Here is a 23510-nt window from a genome sequence, read left to right as displayed (position 1 = left end):
CGCGCTGTGCCGAGCACCGAACCTCTCGAACTGTTAGGTTCGCCTCGAAGGAGGGGACCATGGGGGACATACTGCGCGCCGACGTAGCGGCGCTCCGAGTCATGGCAGCCGGCATCCGCGGCGAATCCGCAGCCATAGCCGCCATCGATCCGGTGGACCAGGTAGCGAAAGTCGCTCGCGCCATGCCGAATTCGGCCATCGGCGCCGCGGCCGTAGGAATAGGCGAACCACTACTGACAGCGCTACGGCAGCTGGCGGGCGAACTGTCCGAGGTGGCCGCCGTCGCGGACCACGGTGCCGTCACTTACGAAGCGGCCGACGAGGCGTTCGAACGCCAGTTGGACGAATACCTGACCGGCCCCGCATGACCACCCGGTGACCTGGCGGTACGGCTCGTCGTGCCGAGCCGCCGGACCGGTCGACGGCGCATTGCGGCGGATGCGGGATGGCTACGGCGGCTGGACGACTGCCTGAGCGGGGCCCGTATGCCCACTGGCAGTGGCGGTTTAGTGCGCCCTGGCCGTCGAGCTCGATATGGCGCTCGCTCACGCATAAACCGGCGGACCCGTGTCGTTGTCGCTTCGTAGGGACTGCTTGCGGCGGCAGCGACAGCGGCCACTGCGGCGTTGGCCGGCGCGGAAGGAGCTGTGGCACTCGAGGAGACGGCCATTCGGCGCTGAGGAGCAGCCGCATCATCGCATTGCACGAGGAGGGCATGGCTCGTGCGACGTTACAGCTGCGCGGCTGGCAGGGGCGATTGAGGTGGCGGCTGACACGGGAGGTCGGCGGCGGGGCGGCGAATGACCAGACGGCATGGGAGGGGCATGTCTCGGGCAATGATGTCGCAGGTTCGCGGATGGCATCCGGAGATTGCGGGCGTTGCCAGTGCGGCTCTGGTGGCGGCGAATCTGCGGTTCGGTGCGGCCATGGGGCAGGTGCGGCGGCACGTGGATACCGCGCTGAGCGACTGGCAGGGGGAGGCCGCCGCTGCGGGCTCGTTACGGGCGGTCGCCGCGCAGTTGACGGCCAACCACATTGGTGCGGCAGTGCTGGATATCGCCGACGCGCTGGCCGATGCCGGTGGGCTGGCCGGACTCCGCGCCGCGGTGCTCGCACTCGAGGCGGAGGCTGTTGCGAACGGATGCGTGGTGGCCGAGGACGGGACGGTTGAGCCACCGCGCGCCGACAGCGGGAATCCCGCATTGGATCTGGCGCTGCAAGCCTGCTTCGACGCCGAGGCGCAGTCGGTGACCGCCAGGCTCATCCCCTTGCTGGATCTGGCCGGGGACACCGATCGTGAGATCGGTGCGCGTCTCACCGAGGCATCGGCGGCACTGGACGCGCTGTGCGCCGCACCGCAGGGCGGACCGCTGGGGAGCCGGGTGGCCGACATCATCGACGGGCGTGCGCTCCTGCCCGAGGAGCCGAAAGCGCTGTGCGCGCTGTGGGAATCGTTGAGCCCGGCGGAGAAGGATGCGCTGTTCGCCTACGACCCGATGATCGGTAATCGGGACGGCATCCCGGCGGTCGCCAGGGATCACTACAACCGGCTCGGCCTCGAACGGCTGCACACCGACGCGCGGTTCCAGTTGGCGAAGCTCGATGCGCCGCATCCGGACTGGGCGCGGGCGGAGAACCTGCCGACCACCACGCACGACTGGATTCGGTTGCGGGAGTGGGACGCCGGCCGGGCGGAGCTGCTGACCCGGATCGCCGGGTATGAAGCCATCGCCGCTGAGGTCGGCCCGGGTCATCGCGATCGGTTCCTGCTCGCTGTCGACAGTCGCGGCCACGGAGCCATCGCGCTGTCCAATCCGGACTCCGCACGCCATGTCGCGACCTTCGTTCCCGGGACGGGTGCACCGCTGAGCGGGATCGCGCTCGGGTTGGCGCGCGCCGGGGCGTTGCAGTCCGCGGCCGAGCGCGCGGATCCGATGGCTCGGACCTCGGTGATCGCCTGGTACGGCTACGACGCCCCGCCCGGACTGGGGGAGGCCATGTTCGATCACTACGCCGACGCCGGTGCGCCCGCGCTGGATCGATTCGCCGACGGGTTGCGCGCCGCCCATGACGGCTTGCCTTCGCACAACACTCTGATCGGGCACAGCTATGGCAGCACGGTCATCGGCACGGCCGCCACCGCGGGCGGCTCGCTCGCGGCCGACGAGCTCATCTTCGCGGGCAGTCCCGGAGTCGCGGCCGATGATGTGTTCGAACTGCGCTTGGACGGGCTGGTGCCGGAGCGCAACGGGGCGCATGTCTTCGCCACCGCGGACCCCGCCGATCCCATTCCGGTCGCCGGACGTTTGCCGCATGGTCCGACACCCACCGATCCCGGTTTCGGGGCAACGGTTTTCGACTCCGCCGGGGCAACATTCGACGTCCCTTTGTTGCGCGACATACCCGTTGATCCGGGTGCGCACGGAAGTTATTGGGATCGCGACAATCCGGCTTTACAGACCCAGGGCGAGATCATTACCGGCGCCTATCGCCGCTAGTCGCGCGATGACCTGCGCGGCAGTCCGCGGACCGCGCCTATTGTGCTCGCGGTCAATTAACGCGCTGATAGCGGACCCCTAGTGCACGTTGCGCAATCTTGATCTGGGCATGGGACCAAGTGTGGTTTGAAACGGTTGGTTCCGTGTTAATGTTCCGGGGAACAGAGGTTGGAAGCGGAGACAAATGCGCACAGAGAACATCAATAGGAAGTTCAAACTGCATGACGAGCGCAGGTTAGCCGCCCAACTTCCGGAACAACTGCAGGGTCTCGACGTCGTCGGTTTCGTCCGGGTGGACGAGTTTTCGGAAGAGTTGCTGAACTCCTTCGACGAGGCGTCGAACGCCACCGTCGCACCCCTGAGCCGGATCTACCGCAATGCCCAGCCCAATCGCATCGACGCCTGGGTCCTGGACCTGTTGCGGCACGCCCGCATAGGCGACCGGTTCTACCTGCGCACCGGCCTCGAGTATTTCCCGTGGGCCGACTGCCGTGTTCTGGACCATCGCTGGCTGGAATCCCTGCGCCGCGTCATCGGCACCAACCTGGGCTTCATCGCCCAGGACAAGGCCACGGCCGCCATGACCGTGGGCGCTCAGTACGAGTTGTTCGGCTTCGTGCACCCGGCCGTCGCGCCCCTCCCGGCCGACGGCGATGCCTCGAACCCTCCGGGCGACAACGAGACCACCGTGCTCATGTCGCGCATCGAGGTTCCCGAGGAAGTGCCGACCCGCCCGGTGGGCGACGCCGCCCCGTAGCCGACGCGTCATAGCCGAACGCGGCCCGCTCTGCCCGATGGCATGGCGGGCCGCTCTGCTCAGCGCCCGATTGTGAAGCTCAGTACCCGATCGTGAAGCGCCGCTGCACGAATCGCGGCAGTTCGGCCTCGTCGACGAGCGCGACCGCGGCATCGGCGAAGGAGATCCGGCTGCGCCCCTCGGCGTCCACGATCTCCTGATCGGTCCCGATCCGGTAGCGCCCGGTGCGCTCACCCGGCCCGATCTCTCCCGCCGGACTGAGGTAGGTCCACAGCCGATTCGACGTGCGCAGCGCATCGAGCGCATCGCGATGCCCGCGGACCGCCGCCGCGTATCCCCGCGGCAGCCCGATCTCGTCCATGACGGCGAGCAGCCGCTCCTCGTCGTCCACGGTGGTCCGTCCCGGCGCGAACTCCAGGCTCCCCGCCCCGCCGATCACGAGCAGCCGGGTGCGCGGATGCGTCTCGAGCGCCGTCAGCAGTGACCGCGCCACCGTGGCGTACACCGTCGGATCGGCGATCGACTCCGACACGGTCGCATCGAAATCCCGTGCGGCATTACCGGGTTGATAACAGCTGATCAGCACATCCATCCCCGGCAACCGCGCCGCCACCGCCGCGGAGTCGAACACGTCCAGCTCCGCCCACGTCAGATGCGGATGCTCGACCTCCGCCCGCGCGATATCCCGAGTGAACGCGGTGACGTGATGCCCGCGCTCCAATGCCTCACCCAGCACAAGCCGTCCGACATTGCCGGTGGCGCCGATGATCCCGATGAACATCCCAACTCCTGCGATCCAAATTGATGCGGCGTGAGAAAACTATACGCCGTGAAGTATTTTGACAATGCTCAGTTTCCTCACGCCGTTGATAGGGTGGTCCCCGTGACCAGCGCTACCCCCACCCGCCGCGAACGCCGCCGCTCCGAAACCACCGCGGAGATCAAAGAGGTAGCCCTGCGCCTGATGGCCGAAAGCGGCCCCGGCGCCATCACCCTCCGCGCCATCGCCCGCGACATGGGCATGACCCCCAACGCCGTCTACAGCTATTTCCCCACCCGAGACGACCTGGTCACCGCCCTGATCGCCGAGGTATACGGCGACCTCGTAAACACCGTGGAAGCCGCCCGCGACGCCCACCCCCAAGACGCCCCCGCCGCCCGAATCATGGCCTGGGCCACCGCCTTCCGCGACTGGGTCATCACCAACAAAGAAGGCTTCCTCCTCATCTACGGTGATCCGGTCCCCGGCTACCGCGCCCCCGAGGGCGGCCCCGCCCCCGAAGCCCTCCACCGAGCCTGCACCGGCCTGGTCGGCCTCATAGCCGGCGCCTGGCCCACCGCCGAACCCCGGTACGCCGACGAGCCCTTCGACTGGAACGATTTCGACCCATCCCTGGCCACCGTCGTCCGCCGAGAATTCCCCACCCTCCCCCCGACAGCAATCGCCCTGGCCCTCCGCACCTGGGGTCGCATGCACGGCCTCGTAGCCCTGGAAGTCCTCGGCCATCTACGCACCCAAACCACCAACCCCGCCAACCTCTACCGCACCGAAATGAACCACCTAATCCGAGAACTCGGCCTCACCCCACCCCCCTGACGTCAGCCGAACCACGCGTCATTCGGCGGGTCCCCGATCAGACCAGCCCTCGACACTCTCGGCACCACGCCGTTTCCCCCACATCACAAGCGAACCCCACCCCCTCGACATACGTTGTTCAGGTATGCCGCCAGCCCCAACCGAATCGAGGGTCCCGCCATGTCGACATTTCGTGGTCTGCCCGCGCATGTCCTGCTGGTCCACGGCTTGGTCGTGCTCGTCCCCCTGACGGCGGCGCTCGTGATCCTGTGCGCCCTGTGGCCCGCCGCCCGCAGCCGTCTGGTTTGGCCCACCGCGATTCTGGCGGTCGTAGTCGTAGCGCTCACTCCGATCACCACCGAGGCGGGGGAGTGGCTGGAGGACCGGATCGGGTCGACCCCAGCGATAGCGAAGCACACCGAACTGGGGGGCACCATGCTGTACTTCGTTGTCCCGCTGGTGATTGCGGCCGCCCTGGTCGTCGTGACGCACCTGCGCGCGGAGCGGAATCGCCCGCTCGGCCGCGCGATACTGGCGGTGATCGCGGTTTTCGCCGTCGCGGCCGGAGCGGCGGCGACGGTGCACACCTATCGAGTAGGCGACACGGGCTCCCGGGCGGTCTGGACCGGGGTGGTCCAGTGAGAACGCGACTGTCGTGACCCGGCGCCCGGTCTGCGGGGCGGCCGCCGGGTCACGGCAGTGCGGCACGGTCAAATCTTGCGAATAACCGTGACAACCTTGCCGAGAATCTGGGCGTCATTACCCGGAATCGGCTCGAACAGCGGGTTGTGCGGCATCAGCCACACCTGAGATCCGGTGCGCTTGAACGTCTTCACCGTCGCCTCGCCATCGATCATGGCGGCCACAATGTCCCCGTTGTCGGCCACATTCTGCTGCCGCACGACCACCCAGTCCCCATCGCAGATGGCCGCATCGATCATCGACTGCCCGACGACCTTCAGCAGGAACAGCGACCCCTCGCCGACCAGTTCGCGCGGCAGCGGGAACACATCCTCCACCGCCTGCTCGGCCAGTATGGGCCCACCGGCGGCGATCCGGCCCAGGACCGGAACATAGGTCGGGATCGGGTGATCGCCCGCGGCGTCGGTGTCCGAGGCCACCGCGCGCAGCTGCGACACGCCGGAGGTGGCGCGCACCGCCGTCTCGTCCAGGCCCCGGACATCCACGGCGCGTGGACGATTGGGGTCGCGGCGCAGATAGCCCTTGCGTTCCAGGGCGCGTAGCTGGTGCGCCACCGAGGACGTCGACGTCAGGCCGACGGCGTCACCGATTTCCCGGATGCTGGGCGGATAGCCGCGGTCGCTGACCGAGGTGCGGATGACCTCCAGCACCTTGCGCTGCCGGGAGGTGAGATCCGCCCCGGTGCCCGATGTTTCGGTAGTGCCGTCGCCAGCGAGACCGACCGGCCCGTCCTCACCTGCCACACCGCCGTGTTCGCTCACCGCCGCAGTCCTCCGTTCACTGCTGTGTCTCACCGGAATTCGCTCCCCGGACGGCGTGCGTAAGGCCTGCCGGAGAACTCGTGCCTCGACTGTAGTCCGCGCAAGCCCGGTGATCAAACATCTGTTCGACGCATGTCGCGTGGATAGCTGACATTGTCGGCCCGGCGTGGTAGAAATTCGAACATCAGTTCTTCGAACACATGAGCGAGTCAATCGTCCAGTGCAACCGGTCCCGTCCATTTGGAGGTTTGTTCGATGCGCACTGTGGTCAGCGAATTCGATACTCTCGGAAGCGATCTCGGCTTCGACAGCATTCCGTGGGAGCTGCGCGCCGGCGGCGCGCCCACCCGCGGCGCCGAAGCCGCGCGGCGGCCCGTGGCCGATCGGCGGCAGTGCGCCGCGCGCCCGCATCCGGTCGCCACGCGCGAGCGCGTCCGCACGGCACGCCCCCATGTCGTCGCGCGACACGCCGGTGGTCGCGCCCGCGGCCTCCATCCGCTGACCCGCGTGCAGCGCGCCCAGGCCGGCTTCGCCGCGCTCGCCATCACCGCGCTGGTCAGCGCCCTGGCCGTGGCCGGTCTCATCGGCCTGGCGCAATTGCGCACCGGCGACTTCCATTCCGAGACCACCCCCGCGGTCGAAATGGCCCCGGCCCTCCCGCGCTAGCTCCGATCTCCCGCGCGCACCGCAGCGATCGCACAGGGGATGGTGCGATCGCCGAAGGTTAGCCGCGCGACCGATAGGGATGCACGGCCACGGGTATGGCCGAAAATGCAGATTGAAAACTGAAACCTGTTGTTAGCGTGCCCCGAGATGTGACAGCGGCTACATTCGCGCCGGTCCGCAGGGGATCGGCGCGCATCTCGACAGGGGGCGCAATGTCCAATGGCACCGGCGGAATACGGCCGGCACGCGGCGGTTCACCCCGGGCGGGCCGACCGCGCCGGATCTCCGATTTCCTCCGGCTCGCCGGACTCCTCGCCTGCCTGATGCTCGGATTCGGCGCGCTCCCGGCGGCGCACGCCGAATCCGCCTACGCCGCGTATCTGGATCTGCCCTCGGTCAACGGCGAGGGCGAGCGCGGCGGCGGACTGCATCCGGCCCTGCCCCTGGACGCGGCCGAACTGCGCACCGCCCTCGACACCGCCCGCGCCGCCGGCGTGCCGCCGCAGCGGTACGCCACGCTGCTGCACCAGTATTGGCTGGTCGTCGCCACCGAACACGCCGATATCGACCTCGCCGCCTGGGATCCCCCACGCGGCGTCGCGGCGAACACCCGCACCTTCACCCAGGTGTACGTGAACTACCTGCGGCTCAACAACGAGCACCCGGACTACTTCTGGACGGGCCTGGCCGGTCTGGCCGGCGGCTCCTTCGCCTCCGGATTCTTCGATATGGGCGATGTCTCCGCCCTCATCGGCCTCCCGGGCGTGCACCAGCTCGGCAGCACGGTCGCCGATCTGCTCCGCGGCACGCCGGCCGAACTGGCGGACGCGCTGCCCTCGGACATCCGGACCCTGGGCCTGGAAGGCGCGCGCCTCACCCCGGCGGACCTGGCCTGGTACCAGACCCGGCTGATGATCATGCAGAAGCACATCTTCATCGACCAGGTCCCCATGCACGAGGCGTACGCGGCCGACGGCCTGGCCGGGGTCGAGGAGATGTACCGGGCCGGCGTCCTGGACGAGAACGCCATCCTGGCCTGGCGCGGCATCGACGGCGGCACCCCCGCCGGCCTGGCCGATGCCGCCGTGCGCATGACCGACCGCGAACAGAATCAGATCATCGCCGATCAGTGGGATGTCACCGCCCAGGGCCGCGGCGCCATGGGCCGGGTCATGACCTATGTCAGCACCATCGCCGGCAAGGCCGCCGTGCCCGGCGTCCGCGCACCCGGCGTGTTCGCCCCCGTGACCATTACCGCCGGCACCGCCGCGCTGCGCGCCCCGCTCCCGGATTTCAACTGGGCCGACCGCGACACGCGGTGGCACTACATCACCAATGATCTGCTGCCGCGCTACCTGGAACTCTGCGCGAACGAGGCCGTCGCGAGACCGATTCTGGCCGAACCCTTCCCGGCCAAACTCGCCACCGGCCGCCTGCTCGCCCGCCTGCCGGACCTGCTCGCCGATATGACCCAGCAATGGCGGGTTACCGTCTGATCGGGACCCCTTACCCGGGCGGACGCACGGTGACCGCGCCCACCCGGGTATCCTCGAGATTGCTGAGGAGCTCAGGCACCGACGAAGGATTCCGGATGCATTGCCCGTACTGTCGCCATCCCGATTCGAGGGTTGTCGACTCGCGTGAGGCCGAGGAAGGCACCGCCATCAGGAGGCGACGTGCCTGCCCGGAATGTGGGCGACGTTTCACCACGGTCGAAACCGCGATTCTCTCGGTCGTCAAACGCAGTGGCGTCACCGAACCGTTCAGCCGCGAAAAGGTCATCCGCGGTGTGAGCCGCGCCTGCCAGGGTCGCGAGGTCGACTCCGACGCGCTCAACCTGCTGGCTCAGCAGGTCGAGGATGCGGTGCGCGCCAAGGGCTCCCCGGAAGTCCCGAGCCACGAGGTGGGCCTGGCCATCCTGGGCCCGCTGCGCGATCTCGACGAGGTCGCCTACCTGCGGTTCGCCTCGGTGTACCGATCCTTCAGTTCCGCAGAGGATTTCGAGCGCGAGATTGCCGAGCTACGCAAGCACCGCGCGGACAATGCCGTGGGCGCCGGCTCCAACTGAGCCGGGACCGACTCACCGCCGCCAGCGGAAAGCCGTGCCGTAGCAGACATAGGTGGCCGCCGACCGGCTCAGGCCGCTGACGCTGACGCTGGCACTCGTACTGGCGGTGATGCGTGCGCCGACGATGCCATCGGCGTGATCGCGGGCGGCGATGTTCTGCATCATCGCCATGGCCTTGGGCAGATCGTTCGCATAGCCCCAGACGATCCAGCCCGCAGCCATCTCGGTATCGGGGGAGCCGGGGACGTGGTCGGTGGTGTACACGCCGGGAAGGGACATGGACCACCATGGCATCCGGTGCGAATCCGAGTCCATCCCCGGCGGTTCAGCGTCGCGGCGGGGGAGCCTTGCGCACGGCGTCGATGGCCTTCTCGATGCGTTTGGCCGACACCGGATACGGTGTGCCGAGTTGCTGGGCGAACAGGCTGACCCGCAATTCCTCGATCATCCACCAGATTTCGACCACGTCGCGGCCGCCCTTGCGGCCCTCGGGCAGCGCGGCCACGAGCCGGTCGTAGGCGGCGTGCACGCGATCGAGTTCGAGCATGCCCTGCCGGTCCCGGTTGGCCGATTCCGGTAGCGCCTCCAGGCGCACCCGCGCGGCCTCCAGATACCGTGGCAGTTCCCGCAATCGGGCGGTGCCCCATTCGGAGATGAAGCCGGGGAACACCAGATCGTCGAGCTGATGCGAGACATCCTCGGCCACTTCGCGATTGCGGCTGTCGGCCAGCGCGGACCGCACCCGGTGCGCCTCGGCGAGGACCGGCACCACCGTGCGGACGATGGTCGCCACCGCCGTGGTGAATTGCGGCCGCAGCTGCTCCAGCAGCTCCTTGAACTGTTCCGGGGTGCGCACCGGTCCGCCGTTCGCGGCAATGAGTTCATCGGCGGCCGCCGCGCGGCAGTCCTCCACCAGCGCGTCCAGGGACCCATACGGATTCTGGCTGAGCGCCAGCCGATCCGTGGGCGGCAGGCTCGCGGTGACGGAGCGGACCGTGGTCGGCAGCGCATTGAGCAGCAGGGTGCGGGTGCCCACGCGCATGGCGGCGGCCTGCTCGGCCGGGGAACTCAGCACCCGGACGGCCACGCCCTCGGGCTCGGCGACCAGCGCCGGGTAGCCGGTAATGGTCTGCCCGCCGACCTGGCGCTTGACCGACGGTTCCAGCGAGCCCAGCGACTCCGAGGTCCACACCGTGGCCGGTGCGCGTTCGGCAGCCGTGTTCGCGCGCGCGACGGACTTCGAAACCTGTTCCGCCAGTCGTGTTTTCAGTTCCGCGAGGCTCTTGCTGCGGGCGATCACCGTACCGGAGGGGTCGGTGGCCGCGAAGGTCATGCGCAGGTGATCCGGCAGGCCGGCCGGATCGAGCTCGGCGGGCGTGATGGTGACCGAACCCAGCCGCGACAGCTCGCGAGCCAGCCCGGTGCGCAGCGGTTCGGCGCGCGGGGTGAGCTCGGCCAGGGCGGCCTGGGCGAAGTCCGGAGCGGGAACGACCATGCGCCGCAACTGTTTCGGCAGCGTCTTGATGAGCGCGGTGGCGAGCTCCTCCCGCATGCCGGGGACCAGCCAGTCGAATCCGACGGCCCGCACATGGGCGAGCTGCGCGACCGGAATGTGCACGGTCACACCGTCATCGGCCTGCCCGGGTTCGAACTGATAGGTGAGCGGGAAGGTCAGCTCGCCCTGCCGCCAGCTGTCCGGGTAAGAGGTCGGATCCAGCAGTGCCGCATCCTCGTTCACGACCGTGGAGGCCGTGAAGTTCAGCAGCTCGGGTTCCTTGCGCTGCGTCTTCTTCCACCAGCTGTCGAAGTGCCGCACCGACACCACATCCGCCGGAATCCGCCGGTCGTAGAACTCGAACAGCACCTCGTCGTCGACGAGGATGTCGCGCCGCCGGGCCCGATGCTCCAGATCGGCCACATCCTCCAGCAATTCGCGATTCTCGGCGAAGAACTCGTGCTTGGTCTGCCACTCGCCCTGCACCAGCGCATGCCGGATGAACAATTCCCGCGACAGCTCCGGATCGATCCGCCCGAAGTCCACCCGCCGCTGCGTCACCAGCGGAATCCCGTACAGCGTGACCCGCTCGTACGCCAGCGCCGCCCCCCGCTTGGACGACCAGTGCGGCTCGGAATAGGTGCGCTTCACCAGATCCCCCGCGAGCCGCTCGGCCCACTCCGGCTCGACCCGCGCCGCCGTCCGCCCCCACAACCGCGACGTCTCCACCAACTCCGCCGCCATCACCCACCGCGGCGGCTTCTTCGCCAGCGACGACCCGGGGAAGATCATGAACTTCGCATTCCGCGCGCCCAGAAACTCCCGCGACTCGGCCTCGCGCACCCCGATATGCGACAACATGCCCGCCAGCAGCGCCTGATGGATCGACGTAATGTCCCACGGCAGTGCGTCCTCGGCCGCTGCCAGCGCCGCCAGTTTCACGGACTGGTCGGCTTCACCACGCCCCCGCCCCGGTGCCGTGGCATTCGCGCCGCGTCGCCCGGCCTCGCCGACCCGCGCCCGTAGCGTGCTCCCAGCGCCGGTCCGGCTGCCCTGTGCTGTGGGAACTCCGTGCTGCGCGCCGGCATTGTCGTCGCGCCCGCCGACATTGCGGCCATGTCCGCCGGAAGTTCCGCCGCGACCACCACGGCCGGTGCCGCGCGGGCTCGTGCTTCCGCCTTCGGCGGTCCCGCCTAGACCGGTTGCGCTGTCGCCGCGTTCATCGGTCGTCTCGCCATGCCCACGAGGATTACGACCGCGGCGTGTCCGGCCGTTGGAGATCTCCCCTTCATCGGAGTTGTCGCCGTGGCCTTGGCTGTTCGCGCCGCGCCCGCTGAACTTGCTGCTGCCGCGGATGCTGGAGCCCTCGGCGTCGTCCATGTTGTCGCCGGGGCGGTCGGCGGTGGTGGACCAGCCGAGGCCGCGGGTGATGGTGCGGAGTTGGCCGTGCAGGTCCTGCCATTCGCGGATGCGCAGGTAGTGCAGGAACTCGTCGCGGCACAGGCGGCGGAACTGGTTGGCGGACAGGGATTTGCGTTGTTCGCCGAGGTAGTCCCAGAGGCGGAGGTAGGCCAGGAAGTCGGAGCCTTCGACGGTGAAGCGGGCGTGCTTGGTGTCGGCGGCCTGCTGGAATTCGACGGGGCGTTCGCGAACGTCCTGGATGGACAGGGCCGAGACGATGATGAGGACCTCGGCGAGGCAGCCGGTGCGGTTGGCCTCGACCAGCATGCGGGCCATGCGCGGATCGACGGGGATCTGCGCCATTTCGCGGCCGATGGGGGTGAGAACCAGTCCGGCGTCGGGGATTTCGGGTTTGGCGTCGTCGGTGCGGCGGGCCAGGGCGCCGAGTTCCTCCAGCAGGGCGATGCCGTCGCGGATGGCGCGGTTGTCGGGGGCCTCCACGAACGGGAAGCTCTCGATGTCGCCGAGGCCGAGGGCGGTCATCTGGAGGATGACGGCGGCCAGGTTGGTGCGCAGGATCTCCGGTTCGGTGAACTGCGGGCGCGATTCGAAGTCGTCCTCGGAGTACAGGCGGATGGCGATGCCGTCGGCGACGCGACCGCAGCGGCCGGAGCGCTGGCGGGCCGAGGCCTGCGAGACCGGTTCGATGGGCAGGCGCTGCACCTTGGTCCGCATGGAGTAGCGGGAGATGCGGGCGGTGCCGGGATCGATGACGTAGCGGATGCCGGGCACGGTCAGTGAGGTCTCGGCGACGTTGGTGGCGAGGACGACGCGGCGGCCGGTGTGCGGGCTGAAGACCTTGTGCTGTTCGGCCGCGGAGAGCCGCGCGTAGAGCGGGAGGATCTCGGTGCGCGGCAGTTTCATATCGCGCAGCGTGTCCGCGGTATCGCGGATCTCGCGTTCACCGGACAGGAACACCAGGATGTCGCCGTCGCCTTCGCCGAGCAGCTCGCGCACGGCGTCGCCGATGGCGTCGGTGGGGTCGCGGTCCACGATTCGAGTGTCCTCGTCATCGGGATCGTCGGAGGTGAGCGGAACCTCCAGCGACAGCGGCCGATACCGGATCTCCACCGGATACGACCGCCCCGACACCTCGACAATCGGTGCGGGCGTGCCGTTCTCGTCGCTGAAGTGTTGTGCGAACAGCTCCGGGTCGATGGTCGCCGAGGTGATGATGATCTTCAGATCCGGCCGCTTGGGCAGCAGCTGCTTCAGATACCCGAGCAGGAAGTCGATATTCAGACTCCGCTCGTGCGCCTCGTCGATAATGATCGTGTCGTAGCGCCGGAGCAGTCGGTCGCGCTGGATCTCGGCCAGCAGAATGCCGTCGGTCATGAGCTTGACCAGCGTGCGATCCGACGCCTGATCGGTGAACCGGACCGTGTAGCCGACCACATCGCCCAGTTCGGTGCCCAGTTCCTCGGCGATCCGCTCGGCCACCGTGCGCGCGGCCAGCCGGCGCGGCTGGGTGTGGCCGATGGTGCCGCGAATGCCGCGACCGAGTTCCAGGCAGATCTTGGGTATCTGGGTGGTCTTGCCGGAGCCGGTCTCACCGGCCACGATCACGACCTGGTTTTCGGCGATAGCTTTGGCGATGTCATCACGGCGCGCCGAGACCGGCAGCTGCTCGGGATAAACGATGGCGGGTACGGCGGCGCGGCGGGCGTCGACACGGCGCTGGGCGGCATCGATATCGGCTTCGAGATCGGTGAGATCGCCGCCGCGGGCCTTGTCGAGCCGGCGACGCAAACGGTATTCGTCGCGGATCGAGAGATCGGCCAGGCGGGTGCGAAGCTCGCGAAAGGTGGCGGCGGTCCTGGTCATTGCACTGTCAAGGGTAGCGAAGCCGGGATCCGTCCCGGTCGGCACGGTCGTGCATACCGCCCAAAGGTGATTGCCGGAAGTGTGCTGAATCGGCGTATCGTCCGCGTTCCAGGGCTCCGGCGTGCGACGATTCGATCATGATCGCCACAGCTGGGACGCCCTGGTGGATCCGGGGGCTGCGTATCGCTTTCGGTGTGCTCGGAGTTTTCACGCTGGCCTGGGGTCCGCTGCACAACCTGGACAACCCCACCTATTCCATCGCGAACTACTTCTCCTACTTCACGATTCAGTCGAACATCCTCGCGGCGGTGGCGTTGCTGGCCGGCGGCCTGCTCGATCCCCGGGACCGGCGCTGGCAGACCTTCCGCGGCGCGGCGACGCTGTACATGATCATCACCGGCATCATCTACGCCGTGCTGCTGGCCGATATCGACGTCCAGATGCAGGATCGGTGGACCAATACCGTGCTGCACCGGGTCATCCCCATCGTCATGCTGGTGGACTGGCTGCTGGTCCCCGCGGCCATCGGCTTGACGGCACGCCTGATCGGCGGCTGGCTGATCTATCCGATCCTCTACGGCGTCTACACCCTCGTCCGCGGCCCGATCGTCGACTGGTACCCCTACCCGTTCATCGATCCGCGCGAGCAGGGCTACCTGGACATGTCGATCGGGCTGGTGGTGATGGTGCTGTTCTTCCTGGTGCTCGCTCTGCTCGTGGCGGGCCTGGGCGTGCTGGTGCACCGCCGCTGGGAAGCGCGGCAAACCCACTTCACCCGAGTGTGACCGAGCCTCAGAGCGTGCGCGTCATGAAGATGGAATACGGGTCCTCGGCGTAATCCGCGAACGGCGCGCACCGGGTGAACCCGTGCCGCTCGTAGAGCCGCACGGCCGGCGCGAAGAACTCCGGCGACCCGGTCTCCAGGCTCAACCGCTCGTAGCCGCGCGTGCGCGCCTCGTCGAGAATGTGCCGCAGCAGCAGCGAGGCCACACCCCGCCCCCGCCGGTTCGCGGCCGTCCGCATGGACTTGATCTCCCCGTGCGTCGGATCCAGCTCCTTGATCGCCCCGCATCCGGCCAGCTCGTCGCCCTCCCAGGCCGACCAGAAGGTGATCTCGGGCTTGCGCAGCGCCACCAGATCCAGCGCGTGCACGCTGTCCTCGGGTGAATGCTCGTACATCTCGGCGAGATGGGATTCGAGCAGAGCGATGACCGCGGACCCGGACAGGTCGTCGAGAACGATGCGCATGCGGCCAGATTATCGGTACCGACCGGTTGCCTATCGGCACGGTTTATCGCCCCTGGTGCCGAGATCGGCGAGCAGCGCGTCGAGTGCGTCCACATCGCTCCAGCCGTTCACCGCAATGGTTCCGTCCGCGCCCACCCGCACCTCGACGCGATCCGGCGCCGTGACGCACTCCAGCCCGCGATACCGCTCGGTGAGCGCCCGCAACCCCTGATTGGCCGACCCCACCCACGGCCGCTCGCGATCCAGCAGATCCGCGCGGAACGGCCCATCAGCCAGCAGATCGGTCCGCCCGAGCAGATCCCGGATATCGCGCCGCCGTCGCGCCCACTCCGTCAAATCGGCGTACTCGTACCCGGTGAACGTCATGACCGACAGCCCCCGAGCCTGCGCCGCCGCAGCCAGTCGAGCCAGCGGCGCGGCCTGCTCGAACGGTTCACCCCCGAGCAGCGTGATGCCTTCCACCCCGGCTCCCGCCGCCTCGTCGAGCACCCGGGGAATCCACTCCGCGACCTGCACCACCGTGCCGCCCGCCGCCGCCCACATGTGCGGATTGAAACAGCCCCGGCAGCGAATGGTGCAGCCCTGCACCCAGATCGCGGTACGCCGCCCCGGCCCCTCGGCCTCCGTGGCAGTGAGCACGCGGCTCAACCGCACCGAATGCCCCGGCACCTCACTCGGCCGCACCGATACCGGAATCACAGGTCCAGCCTCCGGCCCAGGGCCTGGGGCGGCTGCGCGGCGGTGGTTGCCCCGGAGAAATCGAGTCGATCCGCGATCCGTTGCAGCTCGTGCGGTTTGAGCCCGGACACCGAGGAGAATTGCCGCAGATCGCGGATTCCGCCGCTGTCCCGCGCCTCGAGGACGGCGACCACCGTACCGGCATCCAGTCCCAGTGCCGAAAGCTGTTCCGCGGAGGCGGTATTCACCGGCACCCGGCCTGCCGCGGCAACGGCGACCGCGGGCCGCGCGTGCCGAATCCTCGTAGTGACCTGCTGGGAGGTATCGACGGGAGGTCCGGCTTGATATGCGGGGCCGGACGGGACCGGGTGCTGTGGCGGCGAATCGTATGGTCCCGCCCAGTACTGCTGCGGGCCGTCGGTCAGCCATGTCGGCCCCTGCGGATGCTGAATCGGATTGGGGTAGACCGGCATCGGCGGGCGCTGCTGTTGCGCCGTGTGCAGCCGATGCAGATAGTGCGGGCGGGCCAGCAAGGCGTGGACGATGCCGCCGAGCCAGACCGCGATGAGCGCTCCGCTGCCCCAGTCGCTGATGGTTTCCTGGGTGCGGGTGCGCGCCGGGGCCTTCCCGGCGGCGATGTCGGCGTCGGTGGGGCCGCCCAGGCTCAGCAGGACGATCAGCCCCACCGTGGCGGCCGCGTACACGGCCGCGCTGATCAGCCAGCTGCGGTTCTTGGTTCGCACGCCGATGTAGAGGAAGCTGGTCCAGGTCAGGAACCCGCACAGGAAGGTCGGGATGATCCACAGGCTGTTCGCCACGCGCCAGCCGTGGGTTCCGGGCAGCGCGCCGTTCACAGCCGGTCGTCCACCCGGGCGGGGTCGGCGATGGGAGCGCGGTGCGAGACCACTTGGGCCGCCTCGGTTTTCCACCAGTCGCCGGTGTACTCGCTGTCGATCGTGGTGGCCTCGAGCAGGTTCTCCAGCACCTGGATGTAGGGCAGGCACTGTGCGCCGACGGTGTCGTGGGTTTGCGCGCTGACCTGGCCGTCGGCGGCGATGGTCACGGTGATGCGGACCGGCTCGTTCACTGGTTGACCTCCAGGACCATGGTCACCGACTCGTCGGTATTGGTGGTTTCGGAGACCAGCGTCATGCCGGCGGCGGGTGCGCGGTCGCGGACCTTCTGCAGGACCTCGGCCTGGACGCGGCGGCCGTAGGCGGCGTCGACGGCCAGTACGGCGTCGACGCAGCGCTGTTCATCGGTGGTGCCGGTGAAGTGCGCCTGCCAGATGCCGTCGGCATCGCGCCGCAATTGCGCGGCGAGCTCGGCCCATTCGACGTCGATGGCATCGGGGCCGGTGACGGTGGCGCGGCCGCCGGTATCGCCGAGGGCGAGGGTGAGCAGGCGCGGGTCCCGCAGCCGGGTCGAGACGGTGCACACGTTCGCCGCGGGCGTGCCTTGGGACGCGGCGGCTTTGGCGACCGCGCCGATCGCGAGAGGGAGCAGGATCAGGGAGACGCTCATGGTCGCAAGTATCCGTTCGCCGCTTGTAATCGTCTTATCGATTTCTTCGGGCGGGGACGTTAATCGGCCCCGCCGACAGCCGGATCGAAGGTCGAGGCCGCGACCGCGCGCAGCTTCGCCCATTCCCGCAGCGCGGTGATCTGGGTGTCGTGCAGGGTCGCGAGCGGGACGGTGTTCTCGATGGCGTGGAAGAGATCGGCCGCGTCCAGGGGCCGCCGCCCGGAGTAGGCGTCGAACAGTCCGGCGATCACGGCCTGTTCGATCTCCGCCCCGGAGAAATCCTTGGAGCCGCGCGCCAGATCGGCCAGCAGGGTGGGCGTGACCTCCAGCCCGGCCGCGGGACCGGTGAGCCGTCGCTCCAGGTGCAGCCGCCAGATCGCTTCGCGCTCACCGGCTCCGGGCAGATCGACGAAGAAGATCTCGTCGAACCGCCCCTTGCGCAGGAACTCCGGCGGCAGATTCTCGATGGTGTTGGCCGTCGCGATGACGAAGACGGGCCGCTCCTTCTCCTGCATCCAGGTGAGAAATGTGCCGAAAACGCGTGCGCTGGTTCCGGTGTCGCCCGCGGTGCCCGCTCCGGCGAAGCCCTTGTCGATCTCGTCGACCCACAGCACGCAGGGCGCGGACGCCTCGGCGGTCGCCAGCGCCGAGCGCATATTGTGCTCGCTCGCGCCGACCAGCCCGGCGAACACCCGGCCGATATCCATCCGGATCAATGGCAGACCCCATTCGGCCGCAACGGATTTGGCCGTCAGCGACTTCCCGCAGCCCGGAACTCCGGTGATCAGCACGCCTTTCGGTACCGGCAGGCCGTAGGCGGCGGCCTCGGCCAGCCAGGAGTCATTGCGTTTGCGCAGCCACGCTTTCAGCTCGTCGAGCCCGCCCACATCGGTGAGCGCCAGCTCGGTCCGCACCAGTTCCAGCAGCCCGGATTTGCGAATGGTCTGCGCCTTCTCGGCCAGCACCACCTCCACCTCGGCCTCGGTGAGCCGGCCGTCCTGCACCATGGCCAGCGAGAAGGCGTTCTCGGCCTCGGACAGCGTGAGCCCCAGCGCCGCCTTGGTCAGCCGATCGTGGCCGCGCTCGCCCAGATCGACGGCGACGGTATCGCGATTGCTCGCGATCATGCCGTGCAGCAGCTCCCGGATCTCCGGTTCCCCGGGCAGCGCGAAATCGACCACGGTGACCTCTTTTTCGAGCTCGGGCGGGATGCGCAGCACCGGCGCCACCACGATCACGGCGCGCGCCACCTGGCCGGAGCGGAAGTCGCGCACCACATCCCGCAGCGCCCGCACCACCGTCGGTTCGGCCGGGCGGGTGCCGTCGCCCAGGAAGGCGTGCAGATCGCTGCACACGAACACCGCCCGCTCACCGACGCGCCGGATGCCCTGCAGCATGGCCGCGGGCTCATGGGTATTGCGTTCGGGCAGCCCGCCGGTGCGGCGCAGCCCCTCGGTCGCCGACCAATGCCACAGCGGCCGCGGCGTCTTGAGCGCCGCCAGCGTGGCGGTGATCTCGTCGAGCACCCGCTGTTCCTCGAAGGTCTGGATGTAGAGCAGCGGAAAGCGGGCCTGCAGCAGCTGGGTCAGGGCGCGGCGAAACGGGTGCACAGACGCCGATGGTAGGGAAAATCGCTGGCCGCCGCGCTGCTGTCGACCGTACCGTGATTCCGGCGCCGCACACGGCGCGCCGATCGATGGAAAGGACACATTGGAAGCGACGGTCACGGTGACACCGGATCAGTTGCCGGAGTTGCTGCTGCACGTCGCGGTGGTGCGTCCGGTATTCCTGTGGGGTGCGCCCGGTATCGGGAAGAGTTCCCTGGTGCGCGCGTTCGCCGAGGCGCTCGGCCTGGACTGCGTGACGCTGCTGGGCACCCAGCTGGCGCCGGAGGATCTCATCGGCGTGCCGCAGATCATCGAGGATCGCAGCCGGTTCGCGCCGCCGGAGATGATCGCCCGGCCGGAGCCGTACTGCCTGTTCCTGGACGAGCTCAATGCCGCGCCCGCCGAGGTGCAGAAGTCGTTCTATTCGCTCATCCTGGATCGCCGCATCGGCAATTACGAGCTGCCCGCCGGCTCGGTGGTCATCGGCGCGGGCAACCGGGCCACCGACAACGCCCTCGCCCGCCCGATGGCCTCGGCGCTGGTGAACCGCATGGTGCACCTGCATCTGCGCGCCGATGTGGACGATTGGCTGAAGTGGGCCGCGGGCAACGATATTCACCCGTGGGTGGTGGAGTACATCATGCAGCGGCCCGATCACCTGTGGTCGGCGCCGCCCAAGACCGAGCAGCCGTTCTCCACGCCGCGCGGCTGGCACATGCTCTCGGATGCCCTGCACTCCTACGGAAACGAGATCGACGACGAGGCGCTGTGGGTGCTGGCGTCCGGAACGCTCACCGTCGCACACGCTTCCGCGTTCCGCGCATTCGTGAAAACGGTGCGGCACGCCTTCGACCTGGAGGCGGTCATCAAGGGCGAGGCGGCGTGGCCGCGCGATCCCGCCGATCGCGATCTGCTGTACTTCCTGTCCGAGACCTTCCGCGCCCGGCTGGTCAAGGAACTGCCCGCCTCCCGCGACCATGCGTCGGCCGGGCTGAAACGCTTTGTGCTGCGGTCGAAGACCATGCTCACCGAACTGGCGGAGATCTCGGTGGAGTGCGCCCAGCTGGTGATCGCCTCCGGTGACGACGGGCTGCCGGTGCTGCCGTCCTGGTATCTGGTGGAGGTCACCCGCGATCTGCCGCGCCTCGCCGCCCGGAGGTGAGCGATGACCGCACGCTCGGCGCGCAAGCGCCGCAAGATCCCGGATCCGTGGCACGAGAAAATGCTGGCCGGGTGGCGCACCGTGGCCGGCCATCCGTTGTTCCGCTGGGCGGGAAGCCGTTTGATCGAGGGCGAGCAGGGCCTGCCCGCCGATCTCTGGGCCTACATCGACGGTTGGGGCTACCTGATCTACAACCAGAACACGCGGGCGGAGCCGGAGGAATGGGCCTGGACCTTCGGGCATCTGCTGCTGCACGCCGGGTTCGGGCATCTCGATCCGCGCGAGGTCCCGGCCCGGCTGCTGGTGGCCAATCGGTACGATACCAGGCGTAATCTCGGTCCCTCCCAGCCGCATTCGTCCTATCGCGCGGCCTGCTGCGTGGCGGTGGATCAGTATCTGCTGACGCTCAAGATCGGCCGCCCGCCGGTCGGCCTGCCGCCTCCGCCGGGCGGCTCCGACGAGCGAGCGCTCGCGGAGCGCTGGTGCGACAGCGAAGTGCCGAAGCATTATCAGCAGCCGGAGTTCCCGGATTTCTTCATCGGCACGGCCGAGCATGCCAAAACCGCCGACTACCAGACGAGTTTCGCCATCGGCGTCGGCGATGCCGCCCGGTACGCCCTCGAAAGCGCCGGGCGGGATGTCACCCGCGGCAAGCGCGAGACCCTGCAGGTGTGGGATCGGGCGCTGAACTGGTTCGTCTCGTCCTACCCGCTGCTGGGCGCGCTGGCGGCGGGCATGAAGATCGTCGCCGACGCGGAACTCGCTCGGGGCTGGGATATTTCGATCGCCGCGGTGAACGCCGAGGCCGCCGAGATCTACATCAACCCGTTCGCCGGCCTGAGCGACGAGGAATGGCGCTTCGTGCTCGCCCACGAAATGCTGCACGCCGCACTGCGACACGGCGAACGCGCCGGCTGGCGCGACCACTACCTGTTCAACGTCGCCTGCGATTACGTGGTCAACGGCTGGCTGGTCGAAATGGGCGTGGGGGAGCTGCCCGAGGGCCTGCTCCACGATCCCGGCCTGAAAGGCCTGTCCGCGGAACAGATCTACGACCGCATCGCCGGCGACCTGCGCAAGATGCGCAAGCTCGCCACCCTGCGCGGCAGGGGCCGCGCCGATATCTTCGGAGAACCCTTGCCGCACGGCGGTTCTCCCGGCCGCTACATCGACCTCGACGAGTACTACCGCGGCGCGCTCGCCACCGGCCTTGCTTACCACCAGAACAGCGGCCGCGGCCTGCTGCCCGCCGGGCTGGAACAGGAGATTCGCGCCCTCGATCAGCCTCCGCTGCCGTGGGATGCCCAACTGGCGCAATGGTTCGACGAGCACGTCCCCGCGGTCGAGAAGCGCCGCAGCTACGCCCGCGCCTCCCGCCGCCAGTCCGCCACCCCCGATATCCCGCGCCCGGCGTGGGTCCGCCCGGAGGAAGCCGTGCGCCTTCCCACCTTCGGAGTCGTCCTGGACACCTCGGGTTCCATGGATGCCCGCCTGCTGGGCAAGGGCTTGGGCGCCATCGCCTCCTACGCCCAGGCTCGCGATGTCCCTCGCGCCCGCGTGGTCTACTGCGATGCCGCCGCCTACGACGCGGGCTACCTCCCCGTCGACGAGATCGCCTCGAAGGCCCGCATCCGCGGCCGCGGCGGCACCGTCCTGCAACCGGGCATCCGCCTGCTGGAACGCGCCGAGGACTTCCCGCCCGACGGTCCGATTCTCATCATCACCGATGGCATGTGCGACGTCCTGCGGGTCCGCCACGAACACGCCTACCTCATCCCGGCGGGCGCCGCCCTCCCGTTCCGCCCCCGCGGCCCGGTCTTCCGCATGCGCTGATTCACCGCATCACGCAGCCGAGCACCTCGCTGCGGTACCCGTCATCCCGATCCAGCGCATCGCGATAGGTCTGACGCACCGTGCACCGCAACCGATCTCCCACCGCGACCTCATCCGGCAACAGGCTCGCGGGCAGCCGGTACACGAACGAATCCACCAACGCGTCGTCCGCCGCGGACCCGGGCACACTGCGCAGCTCCGCGGTGCCCGACACGAAATCGGCCCGCTCCACCACGAACTCCATATGCCCGTCCCACTTCCGCTCCACCTCACGCGGAAAACACCCCACCGCGACCACCGCGGCCATGAGCAGTCCCGCCACCGCCGCGACCACGAACGTCACCACCCGCGACCACTCGCGCCCACCGTCCGACAACCCACGGATCTCCGGCCACATCGGACAACCCTCCCTAGCTGACCCCCACCAGCCATGTTCCCATCGCGTTCACCGCCGTGCCCGCCCGCGCGCACCCGGTTGCCCACCTGAGCCGCAACGAAAGCCATACCGCGATCTCGGTGCTGCCGGATGGCCGCCATCAGCTGCCGCCGCCCGCTCCCGCACCGCCGCCAACGGTCGTCACGGATGGCGGCCCGGCGCGCAGGCGGCCCGACCGGTGCACTGCGCGCGCGTCCTCGGCCGCCACCGTGGCGCCGCGACCGGATGGCCGGTTTTCCGGGCGGCTGCGGAGTGGCGCGGGAGTGGCGGTGTTTCGTCCCGGTTGCTGCCACTGATACGCCGTCGCTGCCCTTTCGGGTGCCTCCGGGCGGGGTCCGGTGCGAGCATGGAGGGATCCGGTCGCCGCGAGAGGTGGTGGGTGTGACGGTATTCGTGCAGGAATACGACGTGCTGCGCTGGATGGTGGTCGCCGCGTTCGGGGTTGCGGTGGTGATCGTGCTGGGGCGGCTCGCGGGGGCGGGGTCGGCCACTGCGGTGGCGGGTGCGGGTGGGTATGTGCTCGGGGACGGCGCTCCCGGGGCGGCGTGCGCACGCGCCGTGTCACCCGGGGGATCGGTGCATTCATCGGTCCCAGACGGAATGCCAGTGGGGCGCAGTGGTTTCCGCGTGGTCGATCAGGAGTCGGATGCGGCGCATCTGCTGATGTGCCTGGTGATGCTGGCAATGCTGGTGTTTCCGGCGGCCACGGATCCGCGGGCGGTGCGGGGTGTGCTGACGGCGATGACGGTGGTGTTCGCGGGGTTGCTGGTGGGGCGGATACTGCAGCGGCACAGCGTGGCTGGAATCCAGGTCGCGCCGAGTCGCGCCGCACGACAGGAGGCGGGCGGCGGCGGATTCGTGGCGGGGGAGAGCGTGACGGCATTCGCCTATCACGTGCTGGCGGCCGCGGCGATGTTGTACGCGATGAGTGGGCACGAGGCGGGCGGGCATCATGGGAGCGCGTCCGCACCGGGGTTGATGCTGGGGTTGGCGGGGCTGTTCGTGGTGGATGCGGTGCTCATGGCGGTGCCGGGGTCGAGACGGGCATTGCGGCACGTGTTTCCGCATCCGGTGGGTGCGAGCGGGTCGCTGGCGGTGGTGCCGCATGCGGTGATGGATCTGGGGACGGCGTACATGCTGGTGGCGGCGGCGCTGGGCTGAACCGGTCGGTTGGCCAGGGGGTAGTTGCCGCTGATCACCGGCGTGGTGGTGTG

23 protein-coding genes are annotated in these 23510 nt (G+C 68.9%); 12 read left to right on the top strand and 11 right to left on the bottom strand.

Annotated features, from left to right (window positions below; all coding sequences use genetic code 11):
- The first annotated feature begins 59 nt into the window (after window positions 1-59).
- The 3 genes from ACFVIV_RS19225 to ACFVIV_RS19215 all read left to right on the top strand — a co-directional run bounded on the left by ACFVIV_RS19225 (window position 60) and on the right by ACFVIV_RS19215 (window position 3255).
- On the top strand, window positions 60-368 hold the full coding sequence (locus ACFVIV_RS19225; RefSeq protein WP_379198040.1) for a hypothetical protein: 309 nt from the start codon (window positions 60-62) through the stop codon (window positions 366-368).
- A gap of 456 nt (window positions 369-824) precedes the next feature.
- Window positions 825-2498, top strand: coding sequence for an alpha/beta hydrolase (locus tag ACFVIV_RS19220; RefSeq protein ID WP_379198038.1), 1674 nt, complete (start codon window positions 825-827; stop codon window positions 2496-2498).
- Window positions 2499-2682: 184 nt separating this feature from the next.
- Window positions 2683-3255, top strand: a complete 573-nt coding sequence (locus ACFVIV_RS19215; RefSeq protein WP_379198036.1) for a hypothetical protein — start codon at window positions 2683-2685, stop codon at window positions 3253-3255.
- Between the two features lie 79 nt (window positions 3256-3334).
- On the opposite strand, the gene ACFVIV_RS19210 is transcribed toward ACFVIV_RS19215, so the two are convergent.
- Complete coding sequence (locus ACFVIV_RS19210) at window positions 3335-4036, bottom strand: NAD(P)-dependent oxidoreductase (RefSeq protein ID WP_379198035.1); 702 nt, start codon at window positions 4034-4036, stop codon at window positions 3335-3337.
- A 102-nt stretch (window positions 4037-4138) separates the two neighbouring features.
- Between ACFVIV_RS19210 and ACFVIV_RS19205 the strand changes: the two genes are divergently transcribed.
- Window positions 4139-4852, top strand: coding sequence for a TetR/AcrR family transcriptional regulator (locus tag ACFVIV_RS19205; RefSeq protein ID WP_379198033.1), 714 nt, complete (start codon window positions 4139-4141; stop codon window positions 4850-4852).
- 159 nt (window positions 4853-5011) lie between these two features.
- Entirely contained in the window at window positions 5012-5473 is a 462-nt protein-coding gene (locus ACFVIV_RS19200; protein WP_379198031.1) for a DUF2231 domain-containing protein, read from the top strand.
- 68 nt (window positions 5474-5541) lie between these two features.
- On the opposite strand, the gene lexA is transcribed toward ACFVIV_RS19200, so the two are convergent.
- Entirely contained in the window at window positions 5542-6183 is a 642-nt protein-coding gene (lexA, locus tag ACFVIV_RS19195) for a transcriptional repressor LexA (protein ID WP_379198238.1), read from the bottom strand.
- A 366-nt stretch (window positions 6184-6549) separates the two neighbouring features.
- Here lexA and ACFVIV_RS19190 point away from each other — a divergent pair, with 366 nt between their 5' ends.
- The 3 genes from ACFVIV_RS19190 (at window position 6550) to nrdR (ending at window position 9028) form a co-directional block, all read left to right on the top strand.
- The gene (locus tag ACFVIV_RS19190; protein WP_379198029.1) at window positions 6550-6960 is read left to right on the top strand and encodes a hypothetical protein; all 411 of its coding nucleotides are present in this window, start codon (window positions 6550-6552) and stop codon (window positions 6958-6960) included.
- 212 nt (window positions 6961-7172) lie between these two features.
- Window positions 7173-8456: a hypothetical protein gene (locus ACFVIV_RS19185; protein WP_379198027.1), complete on the top strand. Its 1284-nt coding sequence runs from the start codon at window positions 7173-7175 to the stop codon at window positions 8454-8456.
- Window positions 8457-8551: 95 nt separating this feature from the next.
- Window positions 8552-9028 carry a transcriptional regulator NrdR gene (nrdR, locus tag ACFVIV_RS19180; protein WP_379198025.1) on the top strand — a complete coding sequence of 159 codons (477 nt, stop codon included), beginning with the start codon at window positions 8552-8554 and terminating at the stop codon, window positions 9026-9028.
- A 12-nt stretch (window positions 9029-9040) separates the two neighbouring features.
- Here the strand turns inward: nrdR and ACFVIV_RS19175 are convergent, their stop codons facing one another.
- Together ACFVIV_RS19175 and hrpA are read right to left on the bottom strand one after the other, a co-directional pair.
- On the bottom strand, window positions 9041-9307 hold the full coding sequence (locus tag ACFVIV_RS19175) for a hypothetical protein (RefSeq protein WP_379198023.1): 267 nt from the start codon (window positions 9305-9307) through the stop codon (window positions 9041-9043).
- Window positions 9308-9353: 46 nt separating this feature from the next.
- Window positions 9354-13808: an ATP-dependent RNA helicase HrpA gene (gene hrpA / locus ACFVIV_RS19170; protein ID WP_379198021.1), complete on the bottom strand. Its 4455-nt coding sequence runs from the start codon at window positions 13806-13808 to the stop codon at window positions 9354-9356.
- A 137-nt stretch (window positions 13809-13945) separates the two neighbouring features.
- On the opposite strand from hrpA, the gene ACFVIV_RS19165 reads away from it, so the two are divergent.
- Window positions 13946-14593 (top strand): Pr6Pr family membrane protein, encoded by a 648-nt coding sequence (locus ACFVIV_RS19165; protein WP_379198019.1) that lies wholly within the window; start codon window positions 13946-13948, stop codon window positions 14591-14593.
- Between the two features lie 7 nt (window positions 14594-14600).
- Here the strand turns inward: ACFVIV_RS19165 and ACFVIV_RS19160 are convergent, their stop codons facing one another.
- The 6 genes from ACFVIV_RS19160 to ACFVIV_RS19135 are packed head-to-tail and all read right to left on the bottom strand — an operon-like array spanning window position 14601 to window position 18868.
- Entirely contained in the window at window positions 14601-15056 is a 456-nt protein-coding gene (locus ACFVIV_RS19160) for a GNAT family N-acetyltransferase (protein WP_379198017.1), read from the bottom strand.
- Window positions 15057-15086: 30 nt separating this feature from the next.
- Window positions 15087-15695 carry a 4Fe-4S single cluster domain-containing protein gene (locus ACFVIV_RS19155; protein WP_379198015.1) on the bottom strand — a complete coding sequence of 203 codons (609 nt, stop codon included), beginning with the start codon at window positions 15693-15695 and terminating at the stop codon, window positions 15087-15089.
- Between the two features lie 56 nt (window positions 15696-15751).
- Window positions 15752-16588 (bottom strand): helix-hairpin-helix domain-containing protein, encoded by an 837-nt coding sequence (locus ACFVIV_RS19150; protein ID WP_379198013.1) that lies wholly within the window; start codon window positions 16586-16588, stop codon window positions 15752-15754.
- Window positions 16585-16821, bottom strand: coding sequence for a DUF2997 domain-containing protein (locus ACFVIV_RS19145; protein ID WP_379198011.1), 237 nt, complete (start codon window positions 16819-16821; stop codon window positions 16585-16587). The genes ACFVIV_RS19150 and ACFVIV_RS19145 overlap by 4 nt, the downstream gene beginning before the upstream one ends.
- Window positions 16818-17258 carry a hypothetical protein gene (locus ACFVIV_RS19140; RefSeq protein ID WP_379198010.1) on the bottom strand — a complete coding sequence of 147 codons (441 nt, stop codon included), beginning with the start codon at window positions 17256-17258 and terminating at the stop codon, window positions 16818-16820. The genes ACFVIV_RS19145 and ACFVIV_RS19140 overlap by 4 nt, the downstream gene beginning before the upstream one ends.
- Before the next feature lie 59 nt (window positions 17259-17317).
- Entirely contained in the window at window positions 17318-18868 is a 1551-nt protein-coding gene (locus ACFVIV_RS19135; RefSeq protein ID WP_379198008.1) for an AAA family ATPase, read from the bottom strand.
- A 100-nt stretch (window positions 18869-18968) separates the two neighbouring features.
- Here ACFVIV_RS19135 and ACFVIV_RS19130 point away from each other — a divergent pair, with 100 nt between their 5' ends.
- Both ACFVIV_RS19130 and ACFVIV_RS19125 read left to right on the top strand, forming a co-directional pair.
- Window positions 18969-20027: an AAA family ATPase gene (locus ACFVIV_RS19130; protein WP_379198006.1), complete on the top strand. Its 1059-nt coding sequence runs from the start codon at window positions 18969-18971 to the stop codon at window positions 20025-20027.
- A gap of 3 nt (window positions 20028-20030) precedes the next feature.
- Window positions 20031-21860, top strand: coding sequence for a hypothetical protein (locus tag ACFVIV_RS19125; RefSeq protein ID WP_379198004.1), 1830 nt, complete (start codon window positions 20031-20033; stop codon window positions 21858-21860).
- Between the two features lies 1 nt (window position 21861).
- On the opposite strand, the gene ACFVIV_RS19120 is transcribed toward ACFVIV_RS19125, so the two are convergent.
- Window positions 21862-22257, bottom strand: coding sequence for a hypothetical protein (locus ACFVIV_RS19120; protein WP_379198002.1), 396 nt, complete (start codon window positions 22255-22257; stop codon window positions 21862-21864).
- Window positions 22258-22677: 420 nt separating this feature from the next.
- Here ACFVIV_RS19120 and ACFVIV_RS19115 point away from each other — a divergent pair, with 420 nt between their 5' ends.
- Window positions 22678-23457 carry a DUF5134 domain-containing protein gene (locus tag ACFVIV_RS19115; RefSeq protein ID WP_379198000.1) on the top strand — a complete coding sequence of 260 codons (780 nt, stop codon included), beginning with the start codon at window positions 22678-22680 and terminating at the stop codon, window positions 23455-23457.
- Window positions 23458-23510: the final 53 nt, after the last annotated feature.

The organism is Nocardia sp. NPDC127526 (genome assembly GCF_042672265.1).
In the GTDB taxonomy this organism is placed as follows: Bacteria; Actinomycetota; Actinomycetes; order Mycobacteriales; family Mycobacteriaceae; genus Nocardia.
This window is presented reverse-complemented; position numbering and strand designations above follow the sequence as displayed.